This is a genomic window from Cellulomonas sp. 73-92 (assembly GCF_001898175.1).
GTDB lineage: Bacteria > Actinomycetota > Actinomycetes > Actinomycetales > Cellulomonadaceae > Cellulomonas.
The window spans coordinates 413,730-437,039 of record NZ_MKTH01000013.1 but is presented as its reverse complement, the minus strand read 5'-3'; the positions used below and the strand labels follow the sequence as shown (position 1 = coordinate 437,039).

Sequence of the window (23,310 nt, the reverse complement as noted above, 5' to 3'; positions counted from 1 at the left end):
TCGTGCGGCCTTCGTCGTGCGGCCCTCGTCGTGCGGCCTTCGTCGTGCGGCCCTCGTCGTGCGGCCTTCGTCGTGCGGCCTTCGTCGTGCGGCCTTCGTCGTGCGGCCCTCGTCGTGCGGCCCCCGTCGCCGGGTGGGCCCGTGCCGTCCGAGCCGGCGTCCCGGTCCGTCGTCATTCCCGAGGAGGGATCTTCGCTTCCGGTCCGTCCAGCGGTCCACGGTACGGCCCTTCGCCGTGGCGCCGGCGGGCGGCACCGGAGAGGCCAACCCTCGCCGGCACCCGGGGCTCGGGGCACGCACATGGGCCCGAAACCTGTGGCGCAGGCCACATTTCGCTCCTACCCTGAACGTGGAGCCAGTTCCCTCGGGGGCGACGATGTGGGCTGCGGCAGTGGTGCTCGCCACCCTGGTCCCAGGGCTGGTCTTCTACGCCCTGCTGCGGCTGATGCCGGGCGAGGACCGGCCCCGCTGGCGCATCTGGCTGGCCAACCACCTCGAACGGCTCGCCGCGCGCCTGCGCCACGCGCACCGGGACGAGCTGCCCGACCCGTTCGACACGCTTCGGGTGCAGGACCGGCTGGGCATCGTCGCGCGCTACGTGCAGGCCCTCGAGGCCGACAAGCGCGCCATGGCCCGGGCGGAGCGGATCATCGCGTCACAGATGGCGTACGACTACCTCCTCGAGGAGGCGTGCCACCTGGCCGGCGTCGAGATACCGCCGCACGCCAAGGGGGATCCCGCGGAGCGCTTCCGTGAGGAGGTCGAGCTCGCCGGGCGCGGCTGGGCCTGGTAGGCCGCCGACCGCGCGGCGCGGTGCTCGACGCCCGCGGGCTCCTCACCCGGCGCCCGCGAGGAGGCCCGCCGTGTCCACGGGCACGTGCCGCGGCGATCACCGTCGGCTCGCACCCGCCGCACGGGACCCGCGTCAGCCCGCGCGCACCGTGAGCGTGCTCGTGCCGTCGGGACGCGGCCGCACCTCGACGCGGTCGGCGATCGCCTGCTTGAGCGCCTCGACGTGCGACACGACGCCCACCACGCGCCCGCCCGCCCGCAGCCGGCCGAGCTCGGCGAGCACCTGGTCCAGCACGTGCGGGTCCAGCGACCCGAAGCCCTCATCGACGAAGAGCGTGCCGAGGTCGATGCCGCCGGCCTCGGCGGTCACCACGTCGGCGAGCCCGAGCGCCAGGCAGAGCGACACGTAGAACGTCTCGCCGCCGGACAGGGTCCGCGGGTCCCGGGCCGCGTCGTTGACGTGGTCGATGACCCGCATCGCCAGCCCGGTCCGCCCGCGCACGTCCTCCTTCTCGTCGCTGCGCACCAGCTCGTAGCGAGCGTCCGACATGACGAGCAGCCGCTCGTTCGCGGCGGCCACCACGTCCTCGAACCGCCGCATCAGCACGAACGTGCCCAGCGTCAGCCCCAGCGCGTTGTCGCCGGCACCCGCCGCGAGGTTGGCCAGCCGGACGACGGGCGCGGCGTCGCGGACGCGCTCGGCAGCGGTCCGCGCGCACCGGACCACGCCCTCGCCCGAGGCGCGTGCCGCATCGGCCACGTCCCTCGCCAGCCGGGCGCCCCCGGCCGCCGCCTCGGAGCGGGTGCGGGCCTCGCGCTCGGCGTCGGTCGCAGAGTCGAGGTCGACGACAAGGGCGTCCGGCAGCGCCGCGATGTCCGGCTCGGCGAGCCCGGCGGCGACCCGCTGCTCGTCGGCCGCGCGGCGCGTCACGAGCGCCTCCAGGCGTGCCAGCTCGTCCTGCGCGAGGAGGGCCGCCCTCGCCTCGTCGACCCCGGCGAAACCGGCGTCGGAGACGCCGGCGTCGCGCTCCACCGTGCGCCTGGCCAGGCCCGCGGCGGCGCCGTCCCACGCGTCGAGGGCCTCGCGCACCTCCTCGGCGGCCCGTGCGCGAGCGGCGAGGGCCGCACGCCGCGCCGCGACCGTGGGATGGCCGTCGCGCGCCGCCGCCACCTCTCCGGCCGCCTCGGCCAGCGCCGCCCGGTCGGCGCGCAGCCCCGCGTCCGCCGCCGCCAGCTCGCCCTCCGCCAGCCGCAGTGCCTCGGCCCGGGCGGCGGTCTCGTCGTCGAACCCCGCCAGCTCGGTGGTGAGGCCGGGAAGGCGCCCCGCGGCGGCGGCGCACGCGGCGACGGCCGCTTCCGCCTCCACGACCGCCGACGCAGCCGCGTCACGGTCGCCGTCACCCACCTGGTCCGTCAGCGCCGCGACCCGCCCCGCCGCCCGGTCGGCGCGCCGTGCCGTCACCCGCAGCCGGTCCTCGGCCACGGACCGGGCCTGCTCGGCGGCCTCGACGTCGCCTTCCGACGCGTGGCCCGGCTCGAGGGATGCCGGCGCGGGGTGCTCGGTCGAGCCGCACACCGGGCACGGGGCACCGGGCTGCAGCGCCTCCGCCAGCTCGCCCGCCAGCCCCGCGACGCGCGCCTGCCGCAGGCGCGCCTCGTCGGCGATCGCTGCTGCTGCCGTCGCCGCGTCGGCGGAGCGCCTCGCCTCGGCCTCCTGCAGCTCCGCCAGCGCCACGGCGAGGTCGTCGTGGGCGACGAGCCGCTCGCGCGCCGCCTGCGCGGCGGCCTCCTGCGCGGCGAGCCCGCCGGCGAGCGTCCGCGCCTCGTCGAGCCGCCCGACGAGCGCCGCCCGCTCGCCCGGCCGGGCGGCCAGCCACTCCGCGACCACCGCCACCTCGGAGCGCAGCCGCTCGGCACCGGTCGACCGCTCCTCCAGCTCCGCCTCCCGGCCCCGGAGCGCGGCCTCGACCGTCACCAGCCGCTCGAGCGTCGCGACCATCCCGGTGGCCTCGCGGGCGGCGGCGTCGAGACGGCCGCCCAGCACGTCGTCGTGGGGGGCGCCCGTGGGCACCAGCCCCGCCGGGGCGGCGTCGATCGCCGCGGCCAGCTCCTTGGCGGCGGCCTCGAGCGCGGTCGCGGCGGCGTCGACCCCGTCGAGGAGCGTCCGCACGGTCGCGGCCTGCCGCGCCCGGGCGAGGCGGTGGGTGCGCGCCGCGGCGTCCTCGGCCATCGCCTCCAGCAGCTCCCGCTCGGTGCGCAAGGCGGTGCGACGCTTCAGCAGAGCCGCCGTCGTGGCGGCCAGGTCGAGCTCCGCCCGCGCCGACGCCCGGGCCTCATCGGCCGCCGCCGCCGCCTTGGCCGCCTTGTCCGCGGCGCCGACCAGCCACGACGTTCGCGCGTCGACCGCTGCCCGCGCGGCAGCGACGGTCACCTTGACGGGATCGGCCCCGGCCGTCCGGCCGGGCTCCTCGGCCGCCCACCGCACCGCGAGCGCGCGTGCCGCCACCACCGCGGCGTCCAGCTCCGACCGCAGCCCGGCCGCGTCCTCGTCGCCCAGCCGTGCGGCGCCGACCAGGTGCGACACCGCCTCGCTCAGCGCACCGCCGGCCGCGGTCACCGCGGCGTTCGCCTCCCGCCGCAGCTCGGCCAGCCGGGCCGCCAGGTCCTCGTACACCTGGGTGCCGAAGATCCTCTGCAGCAGCAGCCGGCGGTCCTCCGGCTTGGCCCGCAGGAAGCTGGCGAACTCGCCCTGGGGCAGCACCACGGTCTGCACGAACTGCTGGCGGTCCAGCCCCAGCCAGCCCGCCACGAGCTGGCCGACCTCGTCGAGCCGGTTGCCCAACGGCTCGCCGTAGGCGTCCAGCTCCTCGGGGGTCGCCCCCGCCGGCGTCTCCGGCGGCATCCGCCACGCCCGCACGGTCGCCTGCTGCGTGGTCGTGCCCTCGCCGCGCCGCTTCGTGCGCTCGTACTGGGGCGACCGCCGGATGCGGAACACCCCGGCGGGCACCTCGACGACCAGGTCGACGAAGCTCTCGGTGTCGGCGTCCGCCGCGGTGGACCGCAGCCGCTCGTCGGAGGTCTGCGCGGAGGCGACCGTGCCGTAGAGCGCGAACACGACGGCGTCGATGAGCGTCGACTTGCCCGCGCCGGTGGGCCCCTCCAGCAGGAACAGGCCCGACGCGCCGAGCTGCGCGAAGTCGATCGTGTGCCGGCCCGCGAAGGGGCCGATCGCCTGGAGCGTCAGCGTGCGCAGCTCCATCAGGCGCTCCGCTCCGCCCCGACGACGTCCTCGTACGCGCGCCGCAGCACGGCCGCCTCGGCGGGCGCCGGGCCGGCGCCGGTGACGTGCAGGACGAACTGCGCGGCGACCTGCAACGGGTCGGAGGCCGCCCCGACGACGACCGCGCGCGACGTGCCGGCGCCGCCGCCGGCCGGGGCGTGCAGCACCACGAGCGCGTGCGGGAAGTGGGCGCGCACGCGCTGCTGCAGGTCGGGGGGCCGCGCCGCATCCGTCACGGTGACGCGCACCCAGTCGGCGGTGTGGGCGGGCGAGGCGAGCAGCTCGTCCAGGGTCCCCGTGACGTCCGCGAGCGCACGCGGCACCGGCGCCGGGACGAGTGTGACGCGCAGTTCGTCAGGCCCCAGGTCCACCAGCGCCGTCGACTTGTGCTGGTGCTGCTCGCCGAACGAGTACGCCAGCGGCGAGCCGCTGTAGCGGACCCCGGGCGCCACCTGCTGCGGCCCGTGCAGGTGCCCGAGCGCGACGTAGTCGGCGCCGGCGAACACCCCCGCCGGCACCTGGTCCACGCCGCCGACCCGGATGTCCCGCTCCGACTCGCTCGGCTGGCCGCCCGTCACGAACGCGTGCGCCATGACCACCGCGTGCCGCTCGGCCCGCGTCGCACGGTCGGCGCGGACACGCCGCATCGCCGCGGCCAGCACCGCCTCGTGGGACCGGGCCAGCAGCCCGTCGTCGTCGGCCAGCTGGGCACGCGCGAAGTCGGGGTCGAGGTACGGCAGCCCGTAGACGAGCGTGTCGCCGACGACGACCGGGGACGCAAGCCCCGCCACGGATGTCCTCAGCCGCAGCCGGTCCCGCATGAGCGCGGCGCCGAAGCCGAGCCTGGTCGACGAGTCGTGGTTCCCGGACGTCAGGACCACCGTGGTGCTCTCCGACAGCCGGGCGAGCGCGTCGGAGAGGACGGCGACCGCCTCCACCGACGGGATCGCCCGGTCGTACACGTCGCCGGCGACGAGGACGGCGTCCACCCGCTCGGCGCGCGCCAGCTCGACGAGGTGGTCGAGGTACGCCGCCTGGTGCTCGAGCAGGTCGACGCCGTGCAGGGTGCGGCCCAGGTGCCAGTCGGAGGTGTGGAGCAGCCGCATGGCCCGACGGTAACCAGGCCCACCGACAGCTCAGACCCAGGCGTCTCCGGCGTGTCCGGACCACACCACGGCCAGCACGTCGCGCAGCGTGCCGTGCGGGTCGCGCAGCGTCACCGGGATCCCGGCCTCGCGCGCGGCCATGGAGAGCTGCAGGACGAAGGCGACGCCGGCCGAGTCGACGAACGTGACGTCCTCCGCGTCGATGACGATCGGCAGGCCGTGCATGAGCGCGAGGCCCATGCAGTCGCTCGCCTGCGTGCGCAGGTCGGCGTCGATCTCCCCGACCAGGCGGACGACCGTGCTGCCGTCCACCACCTCGACCCCGATGCGGTCCGGTGCGGCAGTCCGCAGGTCGTCCATCCCAGCTCCTCGCGATCACGGTCGGCGCGTCGTCGGGCCGGCCGAGAGCGACCATACGTCGTCCGACCGACAGAGTCATCCCTAACACCGGGTTGACTTTCCCTCGACCTGAACGTGACCGTCGCCACCGAAGTTCCCAACGTGGACCAAAGCGATTGAAGCATGGCGCCCGTGCCTGGGAAATCTCTTCGACCCCTGTGTGAGACCACTGGAATCCTGCGGCGAGGCCGATGCGGGCCGCGAGGGGCCCGTCGCGACGGTCCGGCACCGCCGTGGGGGAGGATGGACCGCCGTGACCGCCGCCCGCCCGCCGCACCGCCTCGCGCGGGCCGCCGCGGCACGCGCGGCGTTGGTGCTGCCCCCGATCACGTATCCCGAGGAGCTGCCGGTCTCCGCTCGTCGGGCGGACATCGCCGCGGCGATCGCCGCCCACCAGGTCGTCGTCGTCGCGGGGGAGACCGGCTCGGGCAAGACGACCCAGCTGCCGAAGATCCTGCTCGACCTCGGGCGCGGCCGCGCCGGGCAGATCGGCCACACCCAGCCCCGCCGCATCGCCGCCCGCTCCGTCGCCGAGCGCATCGCCTTCGAGCTCGGCGCGCCCCTCGGCGGGGCCGTCGGGTACCAGGTGCGCTTCACCGACGAGTCGGCCGACGAGACGCTCGTCAAGGTGATGACCGACGGCGTGCTGCTGGCGCAGATCCAGCGCGACCCGATGCTGCGGCGCTACGACACCCTCATCATCGACGAGGCGCACGAGCGCAGCCTCAACATCGACTTCCTGCTCGGGTACCTCACGCGGCTGCTGCCGCGCCGGCCCGACCTCAAGCTCGTCATCACGTCCGCGACGATCGACTCCGCGCGGTTCGCCTCCCACTTCGCGCCCGCCTCCGGCGAGCCCGCCCCGATCGTCGAGGTCACCGGGCGGACCTACCCCGTCGAGATCCGCTACCGCCCGCTGAGCCCGGAGCCCGCACCGGCCGCGGACGACGAGGACGGCATGGCCTCGTCGGACGACGACCGTTCGTCGGGCGCCGGCCGTCCGGGCGCCGGCCGTTCGTCGGGCAACGGCCGTGCGGGCGGCGGCGCGCGGCGTACGACGAAGCCGGCCGCCCCGCGCGAGCCGAAGGACCTCGACACCGCGATCGTCGAGGCGGTCGGCGAGCTCATGGCGGAGGGGCCCGGCGACATCCTCGTGTTCCTCTCGGGCGAGCGGGAGATCCGAGACGCCGCCGACGCGCTGCAGGGCGCCTTCGGCCCCCGGCTGGCCGACCCGCGCCGGCCCGACGCCCTCGAGCTGCTGCCGCTGTACGCGCGGCTGTCGGCGGCCGAGCAGCGCCGCGTCTTCGAGCCGCACGCCGCGCGCCGCATCGTGCTGGCGACCAACGTCGCCGAGACCTCGCTCACCGTCCCGGGCGTGCGCTACGTGGTGGACGCGGGGACGGCGCGCATCTCGCGCTACTCCAAGGCGACGAAGGTGCAGCGGCTGCCCATCGAGCCGATCTCGCAGGCGTCCGCCAACCAGCGCTCCGGCCGCTCGGGGCGCCTGGCACCCGGCGTCGCGATCCGTCTCTACGGCGAGGAGGACTTCGCCGCGCGGCCCCGGTACACGGAGCCGGAGATCCTGCGCACCTCGCTCGCCTCGGTCATCCTCCAGATGGTCGCGGTCGGCGTCGTCGCGTCGCCCGACGAGGTCGCCGAGTTCCCCTTCGTCGACCGCCCGGACGTCCGCGCGGTGCGCGACGGCGTGACGCTCCTGACGGAGCTCGGCGCCCTCACCACCGCTCCCGAACCCGCGTCGGCCCGCCGACTCGGCACGTCCGCGGCTGGCCCGATCAGCGCGTCGGAGGGCAGCGCGGTCGATAGTCCCGTGCGAGGTCGACCTCTCCAGATGTCGCCCTCGCCGGGAGCTATCGACGCCGCCGATGCGAGCGCCGCGCAGGCGGGCGCGGCGGAAGGGGGCGCCGCGCAGGCGGGCGCGGCTGAAGGGGGCGCCCCAGAAGGGGGCGCGACGAGCGGGCGGGTGCGGCTGACCGACGTCGGGCGGGCGCTGGCTCAGCTGCCGATCGACCCCCGGCTGGCCCGCATGGTCGTGGCGGCGGGGCGGCGCGGGGTCGCCCGCGAGGTCGTCGTCATCGCCGCCGCGCTGTCCATCCAGGACCCTCGCGAGCGCCCCGCCGAGCAGCGCGAGCAGGCCGACGCGCTGCACGCGCGGTTCGCGGACCCCTCCTCGGACCTCCTCACCTACCTCAACCTGTGGACCTGGCTGCGCCGCCGCCAGAAGGAGCTCTCCGGCTCCGCCTTCCGCCGGCTGCTGCGGGCCGAGCACCTCAACTACCTGCGGATCCGCGAGTGGCAGGACGTCGTCACCCAGCTCCGCGACCTGACCAAGCCGCTCGGCATCGACGCCAAGGGCGCGCCCCGAGCGCTGGATGACGAGCGGACGGCGCCCGTCGTCCCCCCCGGGTCGACGGAGCCCGCGCGAGCCGCCGACAAGGGGACGACGGCCGCAGGGGCTGCGGCTGCCGGAGGGGCTGCGGGCCGCGGCGCCAAGCGCCGGGGGGAGGGGTCCACCGGCGCGACGGCCACCGCCACCCATCCACCGCGGCACGTTGCGCCCGGTGCAGCCGCCACCGCGTCCTCGGCCCCGCTCCGGCGCGTCGCGCCGGGGGCGATCGCGACCTCGTCGTCCGCGGCCACCGAACCCGTCCCCGACGAGGCGGTCCGCACCCGCTGGGCCTGGGACGGCGACGCGATCCACCAGGCCGTGCTGTCCGGGCTGGTCTCCCAGGTCGGCATGCAGCTCGCCACGGAGGTCGCCGCCGCGCCTCGTCGTGCGGCGACGCCCGGCCGGCCTCCCCGACCCCGCAACGAGTACCTCGGCGCGCGCGGCGCCAGGTTCGCGATCTTCCCGGGCTCCCCGCTGGCCCGGCGCCCGCCGAGCTGGCTCATGGCCGCCGAGCTCGTCGAGACGTCCCGCCTCTGGGCCCGGGACGTCGCGCGGATCCGGCCGGAGTGGGTCGAGGAGCAGGCCGCCCACCTCGTCCGGCGCACGTACTCCGACCCCGGCTGGGCGTCCCGCCAGGGCGCCGCGACCGTCACCGAGAAGGTGCTCCTCTACGGCATCCCGCTCGTCGCGGGCCGCCGCGTGCTCCTGGCGAAGGTCGACCCGGTCGAGGCGCGCGCGCTGTTCATCCGGCACGCGCTCGTCGACGGCGAGTGGACCAAGCACCACCAGTTCTTCCACGCCAATCGCCGGCTGCTGGAGGAGGCACAGGGGCTCGAGGCGCGGGCCCGCCGGCGCGACCTCGTCGTCGACGACGACGCGCTCTTCGACTTCTACGACGAGCGGGTGCCCGACGACGTCGTCTCCGCCCGTCACTTCGACGCCTGGTGGAAAGGCGCCCGGCGTGCGACGCCGGACCTGCTGACCTTCACGCGTGACGTGGTGCTGCGCCCGGGGGCGGCCGCGATCGACACGCACGCCTTCCCGGAGCGGTGGCCCGCCGGCGACGCGCGCCTCCCGCTGACCTACCAGTTCGAGCCCGGCACCGAGGCGGACGGCGTGACGGTGCACGTGCCGCTCGTCGTGCTGCCGCGGCTGCGCCCGGAGGGCTTCGACTGGATGGTGCCCGGGCTGCGCGCCGAGCTGATCCAGGCGACCATCCGCAGCCTGCCGAAGGCGGTCCGGGTCCAGCTCGTGCCGGCGCCGGACGTCGCCCGCGCCGTCGACGAGTGGATGGACGCGCACCTGGCCTCGTGGGAGGACACCGTCCGCGCGGCCGACGCCGCGCCGTCGTTCCACGAGGCGTTCACCGCCGCGGTCAGGGCCCTGCGCGACGTCGACGTGCCGGCGGACTCGTTCGATGACGAGCGCCTGCCGGCCCACCTGCGCATGACCTTCCGGGTGGTCGACGCCGGCGGGGTCGTCGACGAGGGCAAGGACCTGCTGACGCTGCAGCGGCGCCTGGTGGCGCGGTCCGACGAGGCCGTCTCGTCGGCGGTCCGCACCGCGGTGCGCGCCGCCATGGAGGAGGCCCGCGCCGCAGCATCGAACCCCGCCCCACCCGGTGCCGCCGGGGCCCCCGGGGCGAGCACGCCCGAGGTGTCCGCCCCCGCACGGGCGGAGCTCCCCGGTGCCCGTCCTTCGGGCGGCGGGCCGCAGGGCCCCCAACGGGGAACATCCGGTCCGCCTGGCGACTCGAACCTTCCCCACAGGGGCGCGCCCACGGCGCCCGACGAGCCCGCACCGGACGGTCTCGAGCGCGAGGGCCTCACCACCTGGCCGGCCGACCTCACGCTCCCGCCGGTTGTCGAGACCACCGCCCGCGGCGTCGTCGTCCGGGCGTACCCCGCCCTGGTCGACCTCACCGAGGCCACCGCCAGGCCGGGCGTCCCGGGGACCTCGGGGCCGCCCGGCGCTCGCCCGGCCCCCGGAGCGGCCGGGCAGGCCACGGGCCGCGGCACGACGACCGCGCAGGCCACGTCGGGGACGCGAGGTCCGGTCGGCGTGCGCGTGCTCGGCTCCCCGGCGGCGGCCGAGGTGGCGCACCGCGCCGGGCTGCGGCGGCTGCTGCTCGCGGACGTGGGGCTCGGCACGGCCCGCATCACCAGCCGGTGGAGCGGCGCCCAGGCGCTCGCCCTGGCGTCGAGCCCGTACCCCACCACGGAGGCCCTGGTCACGGACGTGCAGCTCGCCGCCGTCGACGCGCTGGTCCCCGATCCGGCCGCCGTCCGCGACCGCGCGGCGTACGACACGGTCCGGGCCGAGGTCCGCGACCGCCTGGAGGACGAGGTGCACCGCCTCGTCGGCACCCTCGTCGACGTGCTCACGGCCTGGCGCGAGGCGGATGCCGCCGTGCGGGCCTCGTCCTCCCTCGCGCTGGTCGCCGCCGCGAGGGACGTCCGGTCGCAGCTCGCCGGCCTCGTCGGGCCCGGCTTCGTCGCGCGCACCGGCGCGGCACGCCTGCCCCAGCTGACCCGCTACCTCCGGGCCGCCACCTACCGGCTGGGCAAGGCCGCCGAGAACCCGCACCGCGACGCGGCCCTCGAGGCCCAGGTCCGCGAGGCGAGCGACGCGTACGACGAGGCGCTCGCGCGCGCCGCCACGGCCGCACCCGACCCCGCGCGGGACGCCGCCCTCGACGCCGTCCGTTGGCAGCTCGAGGAGCTGCGGGTCTCGCTGTTCGCCCAGCACCTCGGCACGCCGGAGAAGGTGTCGACCACGCGGATCCGCAAGACCCTCGCCGGGGTGTAGCCCAGCCGCCCACAGCCCGGGCCGGGCCGCGGGCTGTCGCACAGCGGGTGCGCGGTTCGCGCCCCGACTGTCGGCGTCCCGGACGAGGATGCGGCCATGACCACGACAGCCGTCTTCCGCTGCTTCGGCACCGGTGACCCGCTCATGGAGGCCTACCACGACGACGAGTGGGGCCGGCCGGTGCACGACGAGGCCGCGCTGTTCGAGCGCATCGCGCTCGAGGGGTTCCAGTCGGGCCTGTCCTGGGCGATCGTGCTGCGCAAGCGGCCGGGCTTCCGCGCGGCGTTCGCGGGCTTCGACCCGGTCGCCGTCGCGCGCTTCGGGGACGACGACGTGACGCGCCTGCTCGCCGACCCCGGCATCGTCCGCAACCGGCTGAAGATCGACGCGACCCTCCGCAACGCCCGCGCTCTGGTGGCGCTGCACGAGCAGGGACGCACGCTCGACGAGGTGCTCTGGTCCCACCGCCCGGACCTCCCGCGGCCACGGCCGGCCACCTGGGCGGACGTGCCGTCGACCTCCTCCGAGTCCGTGGCGCTCGCGCGCGAGCTGAAGTCGCTCGGGTTCCGGTTCGTCGGGCCGACCACCGCCTACGCGAGCATGCAGGCGTGCGGTGTCGTGGACGACCACCTCGTCGGCTGCTCGGCGGTGCGTGACGCCGGCTGATCGCCATTGACCCGGGTGATTCCTCGCTCCGGCCGCTGGTGGCGCGCCGCACCGGAGCTAGCATCGCGCCATGGGCGACAAGTCGGACGATTCCGGCGAGGTGCTGCGCGGGGCGGCCCGGGCGTACTCGGCGCCCGCCGACGCCGACCTCACCATGCTCCTGCGCCTCGACCGGGCGCTGCACACCGTGCCGGTCGGCGCCGCGGGCTCGCTGCCGTGGCAGCGCCCACCGCAGCGGGGCGAAGAGGGCCTCGCCACCCGGCACCGCTGACCGTTCGCCTGCCGCACCCCATCGTCTCGCCCTCTGGGATCGCTTGCCCGCCATGTGAGCGGGTACGTACCATCCCAGGGACCATCCAGAGCGGCCGAGAGACCCGGTTCGTCGACGCCGCAGCAACCCCCTCAGCGCATGAGGAGTGGGTGCTTCCGCCGGGAACGATGGAGACGTGATGAACGAGCCCGCCGTGGGCACGGCGACCGCCGGACCGCCGCGCGCGGCCGCGGACCGGCCCACCCTCTCGTTCGAGCTGTTCCCGCCGCGCGACATCGACAACGCCCCCCGCACGTGGGAGACCGTCCGCGCGCTGGAGGCGGTGCACCCCGACTTCGTCTCCGTCACGTACGGCGCCTCCGGACGGACCCGGACCACGTCGCGCGCGCTCGTCAGCCGCATCCTGCGCGAGACGACGCTCACCCCGATCGCCCACCTGACCTGCGTCGGGACCTCGCGCGAGGAGGTCACGACGATCGTCGGCGAGTTCCTCGACGAGGGCGTGCGCTCCTTCCTCGCGCTGCGCGGCGACCCGCCGTCGGACGCGGACTCGTGGCACCCGCACCCCCAGGGCGTGCCGACGGCCGCCGGGCTCGTCGCGCTGCTGCGCGAGATCGAGGCGAACCGGTGCGCGACGAGCTCGGCGCAGGCGGTGCGAGCCCGCGTCAAGCCGCTGTCGGTCGCGGTCGCCGCCTTCCCGCGCGGCAACGCCGTCACCGGCAGCACCCGCGCGCAGGACATCCAGGCGCTCCTCGACAAGCAGAGGGCCGGCGCGGACTTCGCCATCACGCAGGTGTTCTACGACGCGGCCGCCTACCTCGAGCTCGTGGCAGAGGCGCGCGACAAGGGCGTGACCATCCCGATCATCCCGGGGCTCCTGGCGACGACCGACCCTGCCAGACTGCTGCGGACCCAAGAGCTGACCGGCGTCCCGGTGCCCCGCGAGCTGCTCGAGCTCCTGGGCTCGGCCGACGACGAGGCCGAGCGCCACCGCCGGGGGATCCGCTTCGCCGCGGACCTCGTCGCCGGGGTGCTCGACGGCGGCGCGCCCGGCATCCACCTGTACACGTTCAACCGTCACGAGGCGGCGCTCGACCTGCTCGACGCCGCCGACCTCACCGCCCGCCCCACCCCGAGGAACCCCTGATGACGCAGTCCCACGCCTTCCCCGCCGGCACGATCCTGGGCTACCCCCGGATCGGTCCCCGCCGCGAGCTGAAGAAGGCGCTCGAGGCCTTCTGGGCCGGCAGGGCGAGCGCCGACGAGGTCGAGGCGACCGCCGCCGCGCTGCGCAAGCGCACGCGCGACCGGCTGGCCGCGCTCGGCCTGAGCACCGACGACGCCGCGATCCCGGGCAACTTCTCGTTCTACGACCAGGTGCTCGACGCGGTGGTGCTCACCGGCGCCATCCCGGAGCGGTTCGCGGACCTGCCGTCCGCCGACGGGCGGCTGGACCTGGCCGGCTACTCGACGCTGGCCCGCGGCCGCGGCGACGACCTGCCCCTCGAGATGACCAAGTGGTTCGACTCGAACTACCACTACCTCGTCCCCGAGATCGGGCCGGCGACGGCGTTCCGGTTCGCCGACGACCGCGTGGTGCGCGAGCTCTCGGAGGCCCTCGCCGACGGCGTGCTGACCCGGCCCGTGCTGGTCGGCCCGGTGACGTTCCTCGCGCTGGCCAAGGCGGCCGCCGGGTCGCCCGACGACTTCGCGCCGATCGACCGGCTCGACGACGTGCTCACCGTCTACGGGCAGGTGCTGGCCGCGCTGGCCGCCGCGGGCGCCACGTGGGTGCAGCTCGACGAGCCGGCGCTCGTGTCCGAGTCGACGGCCGTGCCGGCCGAGCGGCTGGTCGCCGCGGCGGCCCGCGCGTACGACGTGCTCGGCGCGCTCACCGACCGCCCGGCGATCCTCGTCGCGGCACCCTACGGCGACCTCGGCGCGGCCCTGCCGGCCCTGGCCGCGACCGCCGTCGAGGCGATCGCGCTGGACCTGGTCCGGGGCGGGCTGCCGGCCGGACGGGTACCGGGCCTGGAGACGACGACCCTGGTCGGCGGCGTGATCGACGGCCACAACATCTGGCGGGCGGACCTCGACGCGGCACTGGCCACGCTCGAGAGGCTCGAGACGGTGGGAGCCGCCGCGGTGACGGTCGGCACGTCGACCTCGCTGCTCCACGTGCCGCACGACGTGGCCGACGAGCCGCACCTCGACGCGTCCCTCAAGGACTGGCTGGCGTTCGCCGACCAGAAGGTCGTCGAGGTCGTCACCCTGGCGACCGGCCTCTCCGAGGGCCGGGAGGCGATCCACGAGGCGCTGCTCGCGGCGGCCGACGCCCGTGCCGCCCGCGCGGCCGCCCCCGGGGTCGTCGTGCCCGCCGTCCGCGACCGCGTCGCCGGGCTGGACGACGAGGCCTTCCACCGCGGCCCGTTCGCGGCGCGCCGCGCCGCCCAGGAGGCCCGGCTCCACCTGCCGGCGCTGCCGACGACGACGATCGGCTCCTTCCCGCAGACGCCCGAGATCCGGCTGGCGCGGGCCGCGCACGCGCGGGGCGAGCTGACCGACGCCCAGTACGAGGACGAGATGCGCGCCGAGATCCGGCGCGTCGTGGAGCTGCAGGAGCAGATCGGACTCGACGTGCTGGTCCACGGCGAGCCCGAGCGCAACGACATGGTGCAGTACTTCGCGGAGAACCTCGACGGCTTCGCGGTGACGGAGAACGGTTGGGTGCAGTCGTACGGGTCCCGGTGCACGCGTCCCTCGATCCTGTGGGGCGACGTGTCGCGGCCGAAGGCGATCACCGTCGACTGGTCGTCGTACACCCAGTCGCTGACCAGCAAGCCCGTCAAGGGCATGCTCACCGGCCCGGTGACGATCCTGGCGTGGTCGTTCGTGCGCGACGACCAGCCCCTGGGTGACACCGCGAACCAGGTGGCCCTCGCGCTGCGCGACGAGATCGCCGACCTCGAGGCGGCGGGCATCGCGATCGTCCAGGTCGACGAGCCCGCGCTGCGCGAGCTCCTGCCGCTGCGGGCGGCGCAGCACGCCGCCTACCTCGACTGGTCGGTGCGCTCCTTCCGGCTGGCGACGAGCGGCGTGCGGCCGGACACCCAGATCCACACGCACCTGTGCTACTCGGAGTTCGGCCAGATCTTCGGTGCGATCGACCACCTGGACGCGGACGTGACGTCGATCGAGGCGGCGCGCTCGAAGATGGAGATCGTCGACGACATCGCCGCCGCCGGCTACGAGCGCGGCATCGGCCCCGGCGTCTACGACATCCACTCGCCGCGCGTCCCGTCGGTCGACGAGGTCACCGAGCTGCTCGCCGGCGCGGCCCACGCGATCGACCCGGGCCAGCTGTGGGTGAACCCCGACTGCGGGCTCAAGACGCGCCGGTACGAGGAGGTCACCCCCTCCCTCGAGCACATCCTGGCGGCGACGCGCGCGGTCCGCGCCACGCTGTGAGGCGCTGACGTGACCGAGCACGACGAGCAGGCGGTGGCACCGTTCGACGTGCCGCTCGCCGAGCTCCGGAAGCGGACGTCCGAGAAGTGGCGGCGCTATCCGGCGGACGTGCTGCCGCTGTTCGTCGCCGAGATGGACGTGGTGCCCCCGGAGCCGATCATCCGTGCCGTCCACGACGCCATGACCAGCGGGGACACCGGCTACGAGGGTGACCGCGGGTACGTCGAGGCGTTCGCCTCGTTCGCCGACGAGCGGTGGGGCTGGACCGTCGACCCGGCCACCGCGCGGCTCGTGCCGGACGTCATGCAGGGCATCGTCCACGTGCTGCGGCTGCTCACCGAGCCCGGCGACGCCGTGGTGATCGCGCCGCCGGTGTACGCACCGTTCCGCGTCTTCGTCGAGCACGCCGGCCGGCGGATCGTCACGGCCCCGCTGACGCCGGCCGGGCGGCTCGACCTCGCCGCGCTCGACCGCGCGTTCGGCCAGGCCAAGGCGGGTGGGCACCGGGCGGTGCTCCTCCTCTGCCATCCGCACAACCCCACGGGCGTGCTGCACACGGCCGAGGAGCTGGCCGCCGTCGGCGAGCTCGCCGCGGACTGGCGGGTCCGGGTGGTGGCCGACGAGATCCACGCCGCCCTGGTCCCGCCGCGACCCGACGGCACGCGGCCGGTGTTCACGCCGACCACCACGGTGATCCCCGACGCGATCTCCCTGCACACGGCGTCGAAGGTGTTCAACCTCGCGGGGCTCAAGGCCGCGGTCGCGGTCCCCGGCCCGGCGGCGGCCGAGCTCCCGATGCTGCCCGAGCTGGCGTCCGGCGGGGTCAGCCACGTGGCGTCGATCGCCCACCAGGCGGGGTTCCGCCACGGCGGGCCGTGGCTCGACGGGCTGCTGGACGCGCTGGCGGGAAACGTGTCGCTCGTCGGGCGGCTGCTCGCCGAGCGGCTCCCGGCGGTGCGGTGGATCCCGCCCGAGGCGACCTACCTCGGCTGGCTCGACCTGCGGGCCACCGGGGTCCCGGAGGGGATCTCGCCGGCGGACGTCGTGCTGGACAAGGCCAGGGTCGCGCTCGTCGACGGCCGCGTGTTCGGCGTCGAGGGCGACGGCTTCGCGCGCCTCAACCTGGCCGCGTCACGCCCGTTGCTCGACGAGGCCATCGCGCGCATGGCGGCCGTCCTCGCCTGACGACGCGCCCCGCGCCGCGGGCCACCCGGCGTCCCTCTCCGGTGGGCACCCTCGCTCCACCGGCGCCCCTCGTTCGGCGAGCGCATCGTTCGTCAGCGAGAACGGGCGTTCCGGCGCCGGGAACCCATGAGTTCGAGCACGAACGATGCGCTCGGCGGCGTGCAACTGCGGGCATGGCGAGGGCCCGGCCCCTCGCGGGTGGCCGGGCCCTCGGTCGCGCGTCAGCCCTGGGCGGGCGTCGACTCCGCCGTGATCGTGTGCGGCTCGCTGGTGCCGTGCATCACGCTGATCTTGCGCGGCTTGGCCTCCTCCGCGACCGGGATGGTCAGCGTGAGGACGCCGTCCGTGTACGTGGCAGAGATCTGGTCGAGCGCCAGGCCGCGGCCCACCGTCAGCTGGCGGGCGTAGGTGCCGACGGCGCGCTCACGTGTCAGCCACTGGGCGTCGCCCTGCTCCGACGCCGCGCTGCGCTGCGCGCGGATGGTCAGCGTGCGGTCCTCGACGTTGACGTCGATGCTGCCCGGGTCGACGCCCGGCAGGTCGACGTGGAGCACGTAGTGGTCGCCCACCCGGTACAGGTCCATCGGCATCGCGACCGACGCGCGCTCCGACGTGAACATCTGACCCAGCAGGCGATCCATCTCCGCGAACGGGTCGAAACGAGTAGCCATAGCCCTCACCTCCGTCATGCGCGGGCCGTGGACCTCCCACGGCCCAGAGTGCCGGCGGCCGTTCGGCCGTCCGTGGCTACGAGAACAGAATTAGCACTCTCGCACGACGAGTGCCAGTGCGTTCGCAGACGGTGAACGACGGCCGGGGTGACGGGTCAGGCGGAGGTGAGGGTGCCCTCGTCGACGGCGGCGGCGAGGGCCTCGACGATGCGGACGTCCGAGTCCAGCCAGGGCACGTCGAGCCACTGGCCGACGTCCAGCCAGCGCACCTGGTCGTGCTCGACGAGCGGCTCGGGGATCCCCGAGACCACCTCGACGAGCCACAGCCGCATCACGTAGCGGGTCGAGAGGATCCACCCGCCGTCGTCGGGCCCGACGAGCTCGGCGCCCACGTCGACGCGCACGCCCAGCTCCTCGCGGAGCTCCCGGCGCAGCGCCTCGTCGGGCGACTCACCCGGGTCGACCTTCCCCCCGGGGAACTCCCAGCGGCCGGCCAGGCTCGCGGGTGTGGCACGGCGCGCGGCGAGCAGCCGCCGCGGGTCGCGAAGGTCGTCGACCAGGGCACCGGCGACGACGAGCTGTGGTGCGGCCATGGCCGCAGTCTCTCAGGTCGCCTCGCGTCGCCGCGAACCCCGAGGAACGAGGGCCGGCGGGACGCGGCGGCGGGGCCCCAGACGCGTACTGCCGGCCAGGCGACGTCGACGTCGCGAGGCCGGCAGCTCGTGTCTGTGGTGCGTCCCCTGCCGGGGAGCTCAGCGGATGCCGTGCTCCTGGGCCCAGGCGACCGCCTCGGCGCGCGTCGAGGCGCCGATCTTGCGGTAGACGGACCGAACCTGGGACTTCACGGTGTTGCGCGTGACGAAGAGTCGCGTGGCGATCTCCTCGAGGGTGACGTCCTCCCCGAGCTCGGCCAGGACGACCTTCTCGCGGCGGGTGAGCGGGTCGCCGAGGATGGCCGACCTGGTACTCGTGGTCTCAAGCATGCTCATGGTGCCCTCCGGTCTGCCGACGACCGTGCGGCCCGTCCGCACGGTCGTTGTACAGCTGCGTACCGGATGAGAGGAGGGGTCGGCCGAACTATGACGCCGTTTCCCGCACCTCTCGTCATCACGATCCCCCCGTGGTGCCGAACGCGCTGCGCCAAGAATGACCCCTTTGTCCGCGCCCAGATACACGGGGTCACCATTCGGTCGCCCGGAATCACCCTTTTGGCGCAAGGGACGTAGGTCCCCCCACCCACGGCTGACGACGGGAAACCGGTTCCATGCTGACCGGCTGGTCAGCGAGCCGCGAGGGCCGCGTACTCCTCCGCGGAGAGCAGCTGACCGGTCCCGGTGACGTCCACCTTGAGGAGCCAGCCGGCCCCGTAGGGGTCCCCATTGACGACGGCCGGGTCGTCGATCGCCGCCTGGTTGACCGCCACGACGGTGCCGGAGACCGGCGAGAAGAGCTCCGACACCGACTTGGTCGACTCGATCTCACCGACGACCGCGCCGGCCGCGATCTCGTCGCCGACCGCCGGAAGCTCGAGGTAGACGATGTCGCCGAGGGCGTCCGCCGCGACGTCGGTGATCCCGACGGTGGCGGGCGCACCGGCCGCGTACCACTCGTGCTCGACGGTGTACTGCAGGTCCGCGGGCGGCTGGCCGCTCATGGGGGCTCCTTCGGGGTTGGGGTCAGCGAGGACGACGGTAGAAGGGGAGGGGCACCACGCGCACGGGCTCGGCGCGGCCGCGCACGTCGACCGCGAGCGGGGTGCCCTCGGCGGCGACGTCCGGCGTGACGTAGGCCATGGCCACCGGCACGCCGAGCGTCGGGGACGGCGCCCCCGAGGTCACCGTGCCGACGACGTCGGCGCCGGACAGCACCGGGTAGCCGTGCCGCGCCGCCCGGCGCGACTCGCCGACGATCCCGACGAGCACGCGGTGCGGTTCCGCCTCGGCCCGGGCGACCAGGGCCGCGCGCCCGACGAAGTCGGGCGACCCGGGCTTGTCGAGCACGACGACCCGCCCGAGGCCGGCGTCGTACGGCGTCGTCGTGCGGTCCAGCTCGTTGCCGTACAGCGGCATCCCGGCCTCCAGCCGCAGGCTGTCGCGAGCCGCGAGGCCCGCCGGGACAAGCCCGAACGGCTGGCCCGCCGCGAGCAGCGCGCGCCACAGGGCCACGGCCCGGTCGGCCTCGAGCCAGATCTCGTAGCCGTCCTCGCCGGTGTACCCGGTGCGGCCGACGAGCACGGGCTGCCCCTCGAACCGCATGCGCAGGCACGCGTAGTACCGCAGCGCGTCGAACGCCGTGCCGCCCGAGATCTGCGCGTCCTCGACCAGCCCGGCGGTGGCACGCAGGATCTCCGCGGCGCGCGGGCCCTGCACCGCCACCAGCGCGGTGGCCGACGAGTCGTCGCGCAGGTCCACCGAGAAGCCGGCCGTCCGCTCGACGAGCTCGCCGTAGACCGTCGCGGCGTTCGACGCGTTGGCGACGATCATGTAGTCGTCGTCGGCCAGCCGGTACACCACGAGGTCGTCGATGATGCCGCCGTCCGCGGCGCAGATCATCGTGTACTTCGCGCGCATCGGCGCGACCTGCGAGATCGCGCCGACCAGCGCGTGGTCGAGGAATGCCGCGGCGTCCGGTCCGTGCACGGCGATCTCGCCCATGTGGGACAGGTCGAACAGACCGGCCGCGGTCCGCACCGCGGTGTGCTCGGCGATGTCCGACGAGTACCGCAGCGGCATGAGCCAGCCCGCGAAGGGCGTCATGGTGGCACCGAGCGCGACGTGCTCGTCGTGCAGCGGGGAGCGGGTCTCGCTCACGTTCGTCTCCTGGATCACTTGGTCGCCTCCGCGAACGCCTCGACCGGCGGGCAGGAGCAGACGAGGTGGCGGTCGCCGTACGCGCCGTCGATGCGGCGCACGGGCGGCCAGTACTTGTCGGCGCGCAGCCCGGGCACCGGGAACGCGGCGACCTGGCGGCTGTAGGGGTGGGTCCACTCGTCGGCCGTCACGGACGTGGCGGTGTGCGGCGCGTTGCGCAGCGGCGAGTCCTCGAGCGGCCAGGTGCCCGCCGCGACCTCGTCGATCTCGTGCCGGATGGCGAGCATCGCCTCGACGAACCGGTCGAGCTCGGCGAGGTCCTCGCTCTCGGTCGGCTCGACCATGAGGGTGCCGGGCACGGGAAAGGCGAGCGTCGGGGCGTGGAACCCGTAGTCGGCCAGCCGCTTGGCGACGTCCTCGGCGGTGACGCCGGTGTCGTGGGTGATGCCCCGCAGGTCGAGGATGCACTCGTGCGCGACGAGCCCGCCGGGGCCCGTGTAGAGCACCGGGAACGCGTCCTTCAGGCGGGCGGCGACGTAGTTGGCGGCCAGCACGGCGGCCTCGGTCGCCCTGGTCAGGCCGTCGCCGCCCATGAGCGCCACGTACGCCCAGGAGATCGGCAGGATCCCCGCCGACCCCCACCGGGCGGCCGCCACCGGCCACTGGGACGAGTGCGTCCCGGGGGTGGGGTCGCCGGGCAGGAACGGGGCGAGGTGCTCCTTGACCGCCACCGGCCCGACGCCCGGTCCGCCGCCACCGTGCGGGATGCAGAACGTCTTGTGCAGGTTGAGGTGGCTGACGTCCCCACCCAGCTCCGCAGGGCGGGCGAGGCCCACCAGCGCGTTGAGGTTGGCGCCGTCGATGTAGACCTGGCCGCCGGCCGCGTGGACCAGCTCCGCGACCGCGCGCACGCCCTCCTCGTAGACGCCGTGCGTCGAGGGGTACGTCATCATGATCGCCGCCACGTGACCCTCGTGGTCGCCGAGCTTGAGCCGCAGGTCGTCGAGGTCGATCGAGCCGTCGTCGGCGGTGGCGACGACCACCACGCGCAGGCCCGCCAGCGCGGCGCTCGCCGCGTTGGTGCCGTGGGCGCTCGCCGGGATGAGGCACACGTCGCGGTGGCCCTGGCCGCGGGCGCGGTGGTAGGCGGCGATCGCCAGCAGCCCGGCGTACTCGCCCTGGCTGCCGGCGTTGGGCTGCAGGCTCACCGCGTCGTAGCCCGTGATCTCCGCGAGCCACGCCGAGAGGTCGCCGACGAGCCGCTCGTAGCCCGTCACCTGGTCGGCGGGGGCGAACGGGTGGATGTCGGCGAAGCCAGGCCAGCTGATGGGCTCCATCTCGACGGCGGCGTTGAGCTTCATGGTGCAGCTGCCGAGCGGGATCATCGTGCGGTCGAGCGCGAGGTCCATGTCGGACAGGCGCCGCAGGTAGCGCATGAGCGCGGTCTCGCTGCGGTACCGGTGGAACACCGGGTGCTGCAGGTACGCGCTCGTGCGTCGCTTGGACGCAGCGATGGCATGGGCCGGCTCCGCGGGCTCGACGCCGGCCGTGCTTGCGCTGCTCGCGTCGCCTCCGGCGTCGCCCGCTCCAGCGGGCGTCGCCTTGGCATCCGCCCTCGGTGCCGCCGTCCCGGTCGGTCCGTCCGCCGCGTCACCCGAGGGCGCCACAGCCCGATCGGACGAGTCGTCGAGCGCGGCGGGCTCGGGGTCGTCCTCGCCGCGCTGCTGCGGAAGCAGCTCCCACACCTCCGTGAGCGCCGGGTGGGTGCCCTCGAGCGCGGTCAGCGCGTCGGGGTGCCCGTTCGCCAGCGAGCGCTCGGCGCGGAACGCCGCCACCACGGACTGCACGTGCGCACCCGTCGTCGTCTCGTCGCACGTCGCCTGGACGTGGTCGGGGTCGGGCGCCCACAGGTTGATGCCGAGGATGGCCGCCGCCTCGACGACCACCGCGGAACGGCCGGGGACGGACGCGCGGACCGTGTCGAAGAACTCGTCGTGCTCGACCTCGACGCCGTCCGCGCGCAGCTGCGCCGCGAGCGACACCGCGTGGGCGTGGACCCGCTCGGCGATCGCGCGCAGGCCGTGCGGGCCGTGGTGCACCGCGTACATCGCCGCGACGACCGCGAGCAGCGCCTGCGCGGTGCAGATGTTCGACGTGGCCTTCTCGCGGCGGATGTGCTGCTCCCGGGTCTGCAGCGCGAGCCGGTAGGCGGGGGCGCCGTCCGCGTCGACCGAGACGCCGACGATCCGGCCGGGCAGCTGGCGCTCCAGGCCCGAGCGGACGGCGATGAACGCGGCGTGCGGCCCGCCGCCGAACATCGGCACGCCGAACCGCTGGGCGCTGCCGACGGCGACGTCCGCACCGAGGTCGCCCGGGGCGGCCAGCACGGTGAGGGCCAGGAGGTCCGCGGCGACCGTGACCAGCGCGCCGCGGGCGTGGGCGGCCTCGACGACGGCGGCGACGTCGTGGAGCCGGCCGGAGGCGCCCACCTGCTGCACGACGACGCCGACGAGCTCGCCCTCGACGTCCGGGAGGCCGGCGGACAGGTCCGCGACCACCACCGGCAGGCCGACGTGCTCGGCGCGCCCGCGCGCCACGGCGATCGACTGGGAGAAGAGGTCGGCGTCGAGCACCACGGTGCCGGCCTTCCCCTTGGCCGCCCGCCACATGAGGGCGACCGCCTCGGCGACCGCGGTCGCCTCGTCGAGCAGCGACGCCCCGGCGACGGCCAGCCCGGTGAGGTCTTCGACGAGCTGCTGGAACGTCAGCATCGCCTCGAGCCGGCCCTGGCTGATCTCGGCCTGGTAGGGCGTGTAGCTCGTGTACCAGGCGGGCGACTCGAGCACGTTCCGCCTGATCACCGCGGGGGTCACGGTGCCGTAGTAGCCCTGGCCGATCATCGACACCAGCGGTCGGTTCAGCCCCGCCAGGCCGCGCAGCGCGGCCAGCACCTGGGCCTCGCTGCGGGCGAGCGGCAGATCGAGCGGCCGCTGCGTGCGGATCGCGGCCGGCACGGCGGCGTCGACGAGCGCCGCGAGGTCGTCGTACCCGATCGCCGCGAGCATGCGGTCCACCTGCGGGCCGCGCGGCCCGATGTGACGGTCGGCGAAGTCACGCGCGGGCGGGGTCTGGTGCGTCACGCTGTCCATCGCCGGGGCCTCCTTGAGGGGCGTCCGGCACGACGAAGACGGCCGGAACGGTCGGGGCCTCCCCGCTCTGTCATCCGCCCGGCAAGCCGGGCGACCTGAGAGTTTTGCCGGTCCGTCGAACGGGACGCGCCGGCTTGCACCGTCGGTGGGCCCAGGTGGGCCACTTTCCAGAGTCGCCTCGCCGCGGCGGTACGGGTGCCTGAGAGATTCCCGGGGAGGGTTGCTCCTACGGCGCCCCGCTCGTCGGCGGGGGCTCTCCCGCCGCGGCTCGAGCAGCGTGTTCAGTTGTGTGGCGCCA

General features: G+C 75.4%; 16 protein-coding genes and 2 riboswitches. Of the genes, 7 read left to right on the top strand and 9 right to left on the bottom strand.

From position 1 onward, the window contains the following. Positions 1 to 349: 349 nt before the first annotated feature. A complete protein-coding gene (locus tag BGO37_RS08650) occupies positions 350 to 793 on the top strand; it encodes a hypothetical protein (protein ID WP_291753975.1) in 444 nt (147 codons plus the stop codon). A gap of 132 nt (positions 794 to 925) precedes the next feature. Here the strand turns inward: BGO37_RS08650 and BGO37_RS08645 are convergent, their stop codons facing one another. The 3 genes from BGO37_RS08645 to BGO37_RS08635 are packed head-to-tail and all read right to left on the bottom strand — an operon-like array spanning position 926 to position 5,538. Next, the gene (locus tag BGO37_RS08645; protein ID WP_291753973.1) at positions 926 to 4,051 is read right to left on the bottom strand and encodes an AAA family ATPase; all 3,126 of its coding nucleotides are present in this window, start codon (positions 4,049 to 4,051) and stop codon (positions 926 to 928) included. Further along, complete coding sequence (locus BGO37_RS08640) at positions 4,051 to 5,178, bottom strand: exonuclease SbcCD subunit D (protein ID WP_291753969.1); 1,128 nt, start codon at positions 5,176 to 5,178, stop codon at positions 4,051 to 4,053. Before BGO37_RS08640 ends, BGO37_RS08645 begins: the two co-directional genes overlap by 1 nt. Before the next feature lie 30 nt (positions 5,179 to 5,208). Further along, entirely contained in the window at positions 5,209 to 5,538 is a 330-nt protein-coding gene (locus BGO37_RS08635) for an STAS domain-containing protein (protein WP_291753967.1), read from the bottom strand. A 292-nt stretch (positions 5,539 to 5,830) separates the two neighbouring features. Here BGO37_RS08635 and BGO37_RS08630 point away from each other — a divergent pair, with 292 nt between their 5' ends. From BGO37_RS08630 to BGO37_RS08605, 6 genes are all read left to right on the top strand, one after another. After that, the gene (locus tag BGO37_RS08630) at positions 5,831 to 10,792 is read left to right on the top strand and encodes a DUF3418 domain-containing protein (RefSeq protein ID WP_291753965.1); all 4,962 of its coding nucleotides are present in this window, start codon (positions 5,831 to 5,833) and stop codon (positions 10,790 to 10,792) included. Between the two features lie 96 nt (positions 10,793 to 10,888). After that, entirely contained in the window at positions 10,889 to 11,458 is a 570-nt protein-coding gene (locus BGO37_RS08625; protein ID WP_291753963.1) for a DNA-3-methyladenine glycosylase I, read from the top strand. A 70-nt stretch (positions 11,459 to 11,528) separates the two neighbouring features. After that, positions 11,529 to 11,729 carry a hypothetical protein gene (locus tag BGO37_RS08620; RefSeq protein ID WP_291753961.1) on the top strand — a complete coding sequence of 67 codons (201 nt, stop codon included), beginning with the start codon at positions 11,529 to 11,531 and terminating at the stop codon, positions 11,727 to 11,729. A gap of 78 nt (positions 11,730 to 11,807) precedes the next feature. Continuing rightward, positions 11,808 to 11,903, top strand: a riboswitch (SAM riboswitch). 4 nt (positions 11,904 to 11,907) lie between these two features. Beyond that, entirely contained in the window at positions 11,908 to 12,876 is a 969-nt protein-coding gene (locus BGO37_RS08615; RefSeq protein ID WP_291753958.1) for a methylenetetrahydrofolate reductase, read from the top strand. Continuing rightward, positions 12,876 to 15,197 (top strand): 5-methyltetrahydropteroyltriglutamate--homocysteine S-methyltransferase, encoded by a 2,322-nt coding sequence (metE, locus tag BGO37_RS08610; RefSeq protein WP_291753957.1) that lies wholly within the window; start codon positions 12,876 to 12,878, stop codon positions 15,195 to 15,197. The genes BGO37_RS08615 and metE overlap by 1 nt, the downstream gene beginning before the upstream one ends. A gap of 9 nt (positions 15,198 to 15,206) precedes the next feature. Beyond that, the gene (locus BGO37_RS08605) at positions 15,207 to 16,382 is read left to right on the top strand and encodes an aminotransferase class I/II-fold pyridoxal phosphate-dependent enzyme (protein ID WP_291753955.1); all 1,176 of its coding nucleotides are present in this window, start codon (positions 15,207 to 15,209) and stop codon (positions 16,380 to 16,382) included. Positions 16,383 to 16,603: 221 nt separating this feature from the next. Here BGO37_RS08605 and BGO37_RS08600 read toward each other — a convergent pair whose 3' ends face one another. The 6 genes from BGO37_RS08600 to gcvPB form a co-directional block, all read right to left on the bottom strand. Further along, a complete protein-coding gene (locus BGO37_RS08600) occupies positions 16,604 to 17,053 on the bottom strand; it encodes an Hsp20/alpha crystallin family protein (protein ID WP_291753953.1) in 450 nt (149 codons plus the stop codon). A gap of 155 nt (positions 17,054 to 17,208) precedes the next feature. Continuing rightward, positions 17,209 to 17,646, bottom strand: a complete 438-nt coding sequence (locus BGO37_RS08595; protein WP_291753952.1) for a (deoxy)nucleoside triphosphate pyrophosphohydrolase — start codon at positions 17,644 to 17,646, stop codon at positions 17,209 to 17,211. A 159-nt stretch (positions 17,647 to 17,805) separates the two neighbouring features. Continuing rightward, positions 17,806 to 18,042 carry a LuxR C-terminal-related transcriptional regulator gene (locus BGO37_RS08590; protein ID WP_291753951.1) on the bottom strand — a complete coding sequence of 79 codons (237 nt, stop codon included), beginning with the start codon at positions 18,040 to 18,042 and terminating at the stop codon, positions 17,806 to 17,808. A gap of 290 nt (positions 18,043 to 18,332) precedes the next feature. Then, positions 18,333 to 18,707 carry a glycine cleavage system protein GcvH gene (gene gcvH / locus BGO37_RS08585; protein ID WP_291753949.1) on the bottom strand — a complete coding sequence of 125 codons (375 nt, stop codon included), beginning with the start codon at positions 18,705 to 18,707 and terminating at the stop codon, positions 18,333 to 18,335. Positions 18,708 to 18,729: 22 nt separating this feature from the next. Continuing rightward, positions 18,730 to 19,863, bottom strand: coding sequence for a glycine cleavage system aminomethyltransferase GcvT (gcvT, locus tag BGO37_RS08580; protein WP_291753947.1), 1,134 nt, complete (start codon positions 19,861 to 19,863; stop codon positions 18,730 to 18,732). Between the two features lie 14 nt (positions 19,864 to 19,877). Continuing rightward, a complete protein-coding gene (gcvPB, locus tag BGO37_RS08575; RefSeq protein ID WP_291753945.1) occupies positions 19,878 to 23,012 on the bottom strand; it encodes an aminomethyl-transferring glycine dehydrogenase subunit GcvPB in 3,135 nt (1,044 codons plus the stop codon). A gap of 177 nt (positions 23,013 to 23,189) precedes the next feature. Beyond that, positions 23,190 to 23,283, bottom strand: a riboswitch (glycine riboswitch). Positions 23,284 to 23,310 lie beyond the last annotated feature (27 nt).

What these genes read in the sequence shown, in the direction of transcription:
- gcvPB (WP_291753945.1), bottom strand. Translation starts at nt 23,012, where the DNA reads ATGGACAGCGTGACGCACCAGACCCCGCCCGCGCGTGACTTCGCCGAC.
- BGO37_RS08595 (WP_291753952.1), bottom strand. Translation starts at nt 17,646, where the DNA reads ATGGCCGCACCACAGCTCGTCGTCGCCGGTGCCCTGGTCGACGACCTT.
- BGO37_RS08615 (WP_291753958.1), top strand. Translation starts at nt 11,908, where the DNA reads ATGAACGAGCCCGCCGTGGGCACGGCGACCGCCGGACCGCCGCGCGCG.
- BGO37_RS08640 (WP_291753969.1), bottom strand. Translation starts at nt 5,178, where the DNA reads ATGCGGCTGCTCCACACCTCCGACTGGCACCTGGGCCGCACCCTGCAC.
- BGO37_RS08620 (WP_291753961.1), top strand. Translation starts at nt 11,529, where the DNA reads ATGGGCGACAAGTCGGACGATTCCGGCGAGGTGCTGCGCGGGGCGGCC.
- BGO37_RS08635 (WP_291753967.1), bottom strand. Translation starts at nt 5,538, where the DNA reads ATGGACGACCTGCGGACTGCCGCACCGGACCGCATCGGGGTCGAGGTG.
- BGO37_RS08625 (WP_291753963.1), top strand. Translation starts at nt 10,889, where the DNA reads ATGACCACGACAGCCGTCTTCCGCTGCTTCGGCACCGGTGACCCGCTC.
- gcvH (WP_291753949.1), bottom strand. Translation starts at nt 18,707, where the DNA reads ATGAGCGGCCAGCCGCCCGCGGACCTGCAGTACACCGTCGAGCACGAG.
- BGO37_RS08645 (WP_291753973.1), bottom strand. Translation starts at nt 4,051, where the DNA reads ATGGAGCTGCGCACGCTGACGCTCCAGGCGATCGGCCCCTTCGCGGGC.
- BGO37_RS08590 (WP_291753951.1), bottom strand. Translation starts at nt 18,042, where the DNA reads ATGAGCATGCTTGAGACCACGAGTACCAGGTCGGCCATCCTCGGCGAC.
- BGO37_RS08600 (WP_291753953.1), bottom strand. Translation starts at nt 17,053, where the DNA reads ATGGCTACTCGTTTCGACCCGTTCGCGGAGATGGATCGCCTGCTGGGT.
- metE (WP_291753957.1), top strand. Translation starts at nt 12,876, where the DNA reads ATGACGCAGTCCCACGCCTTCCCCGCCGGCACGATCCTGGGCTACCCC.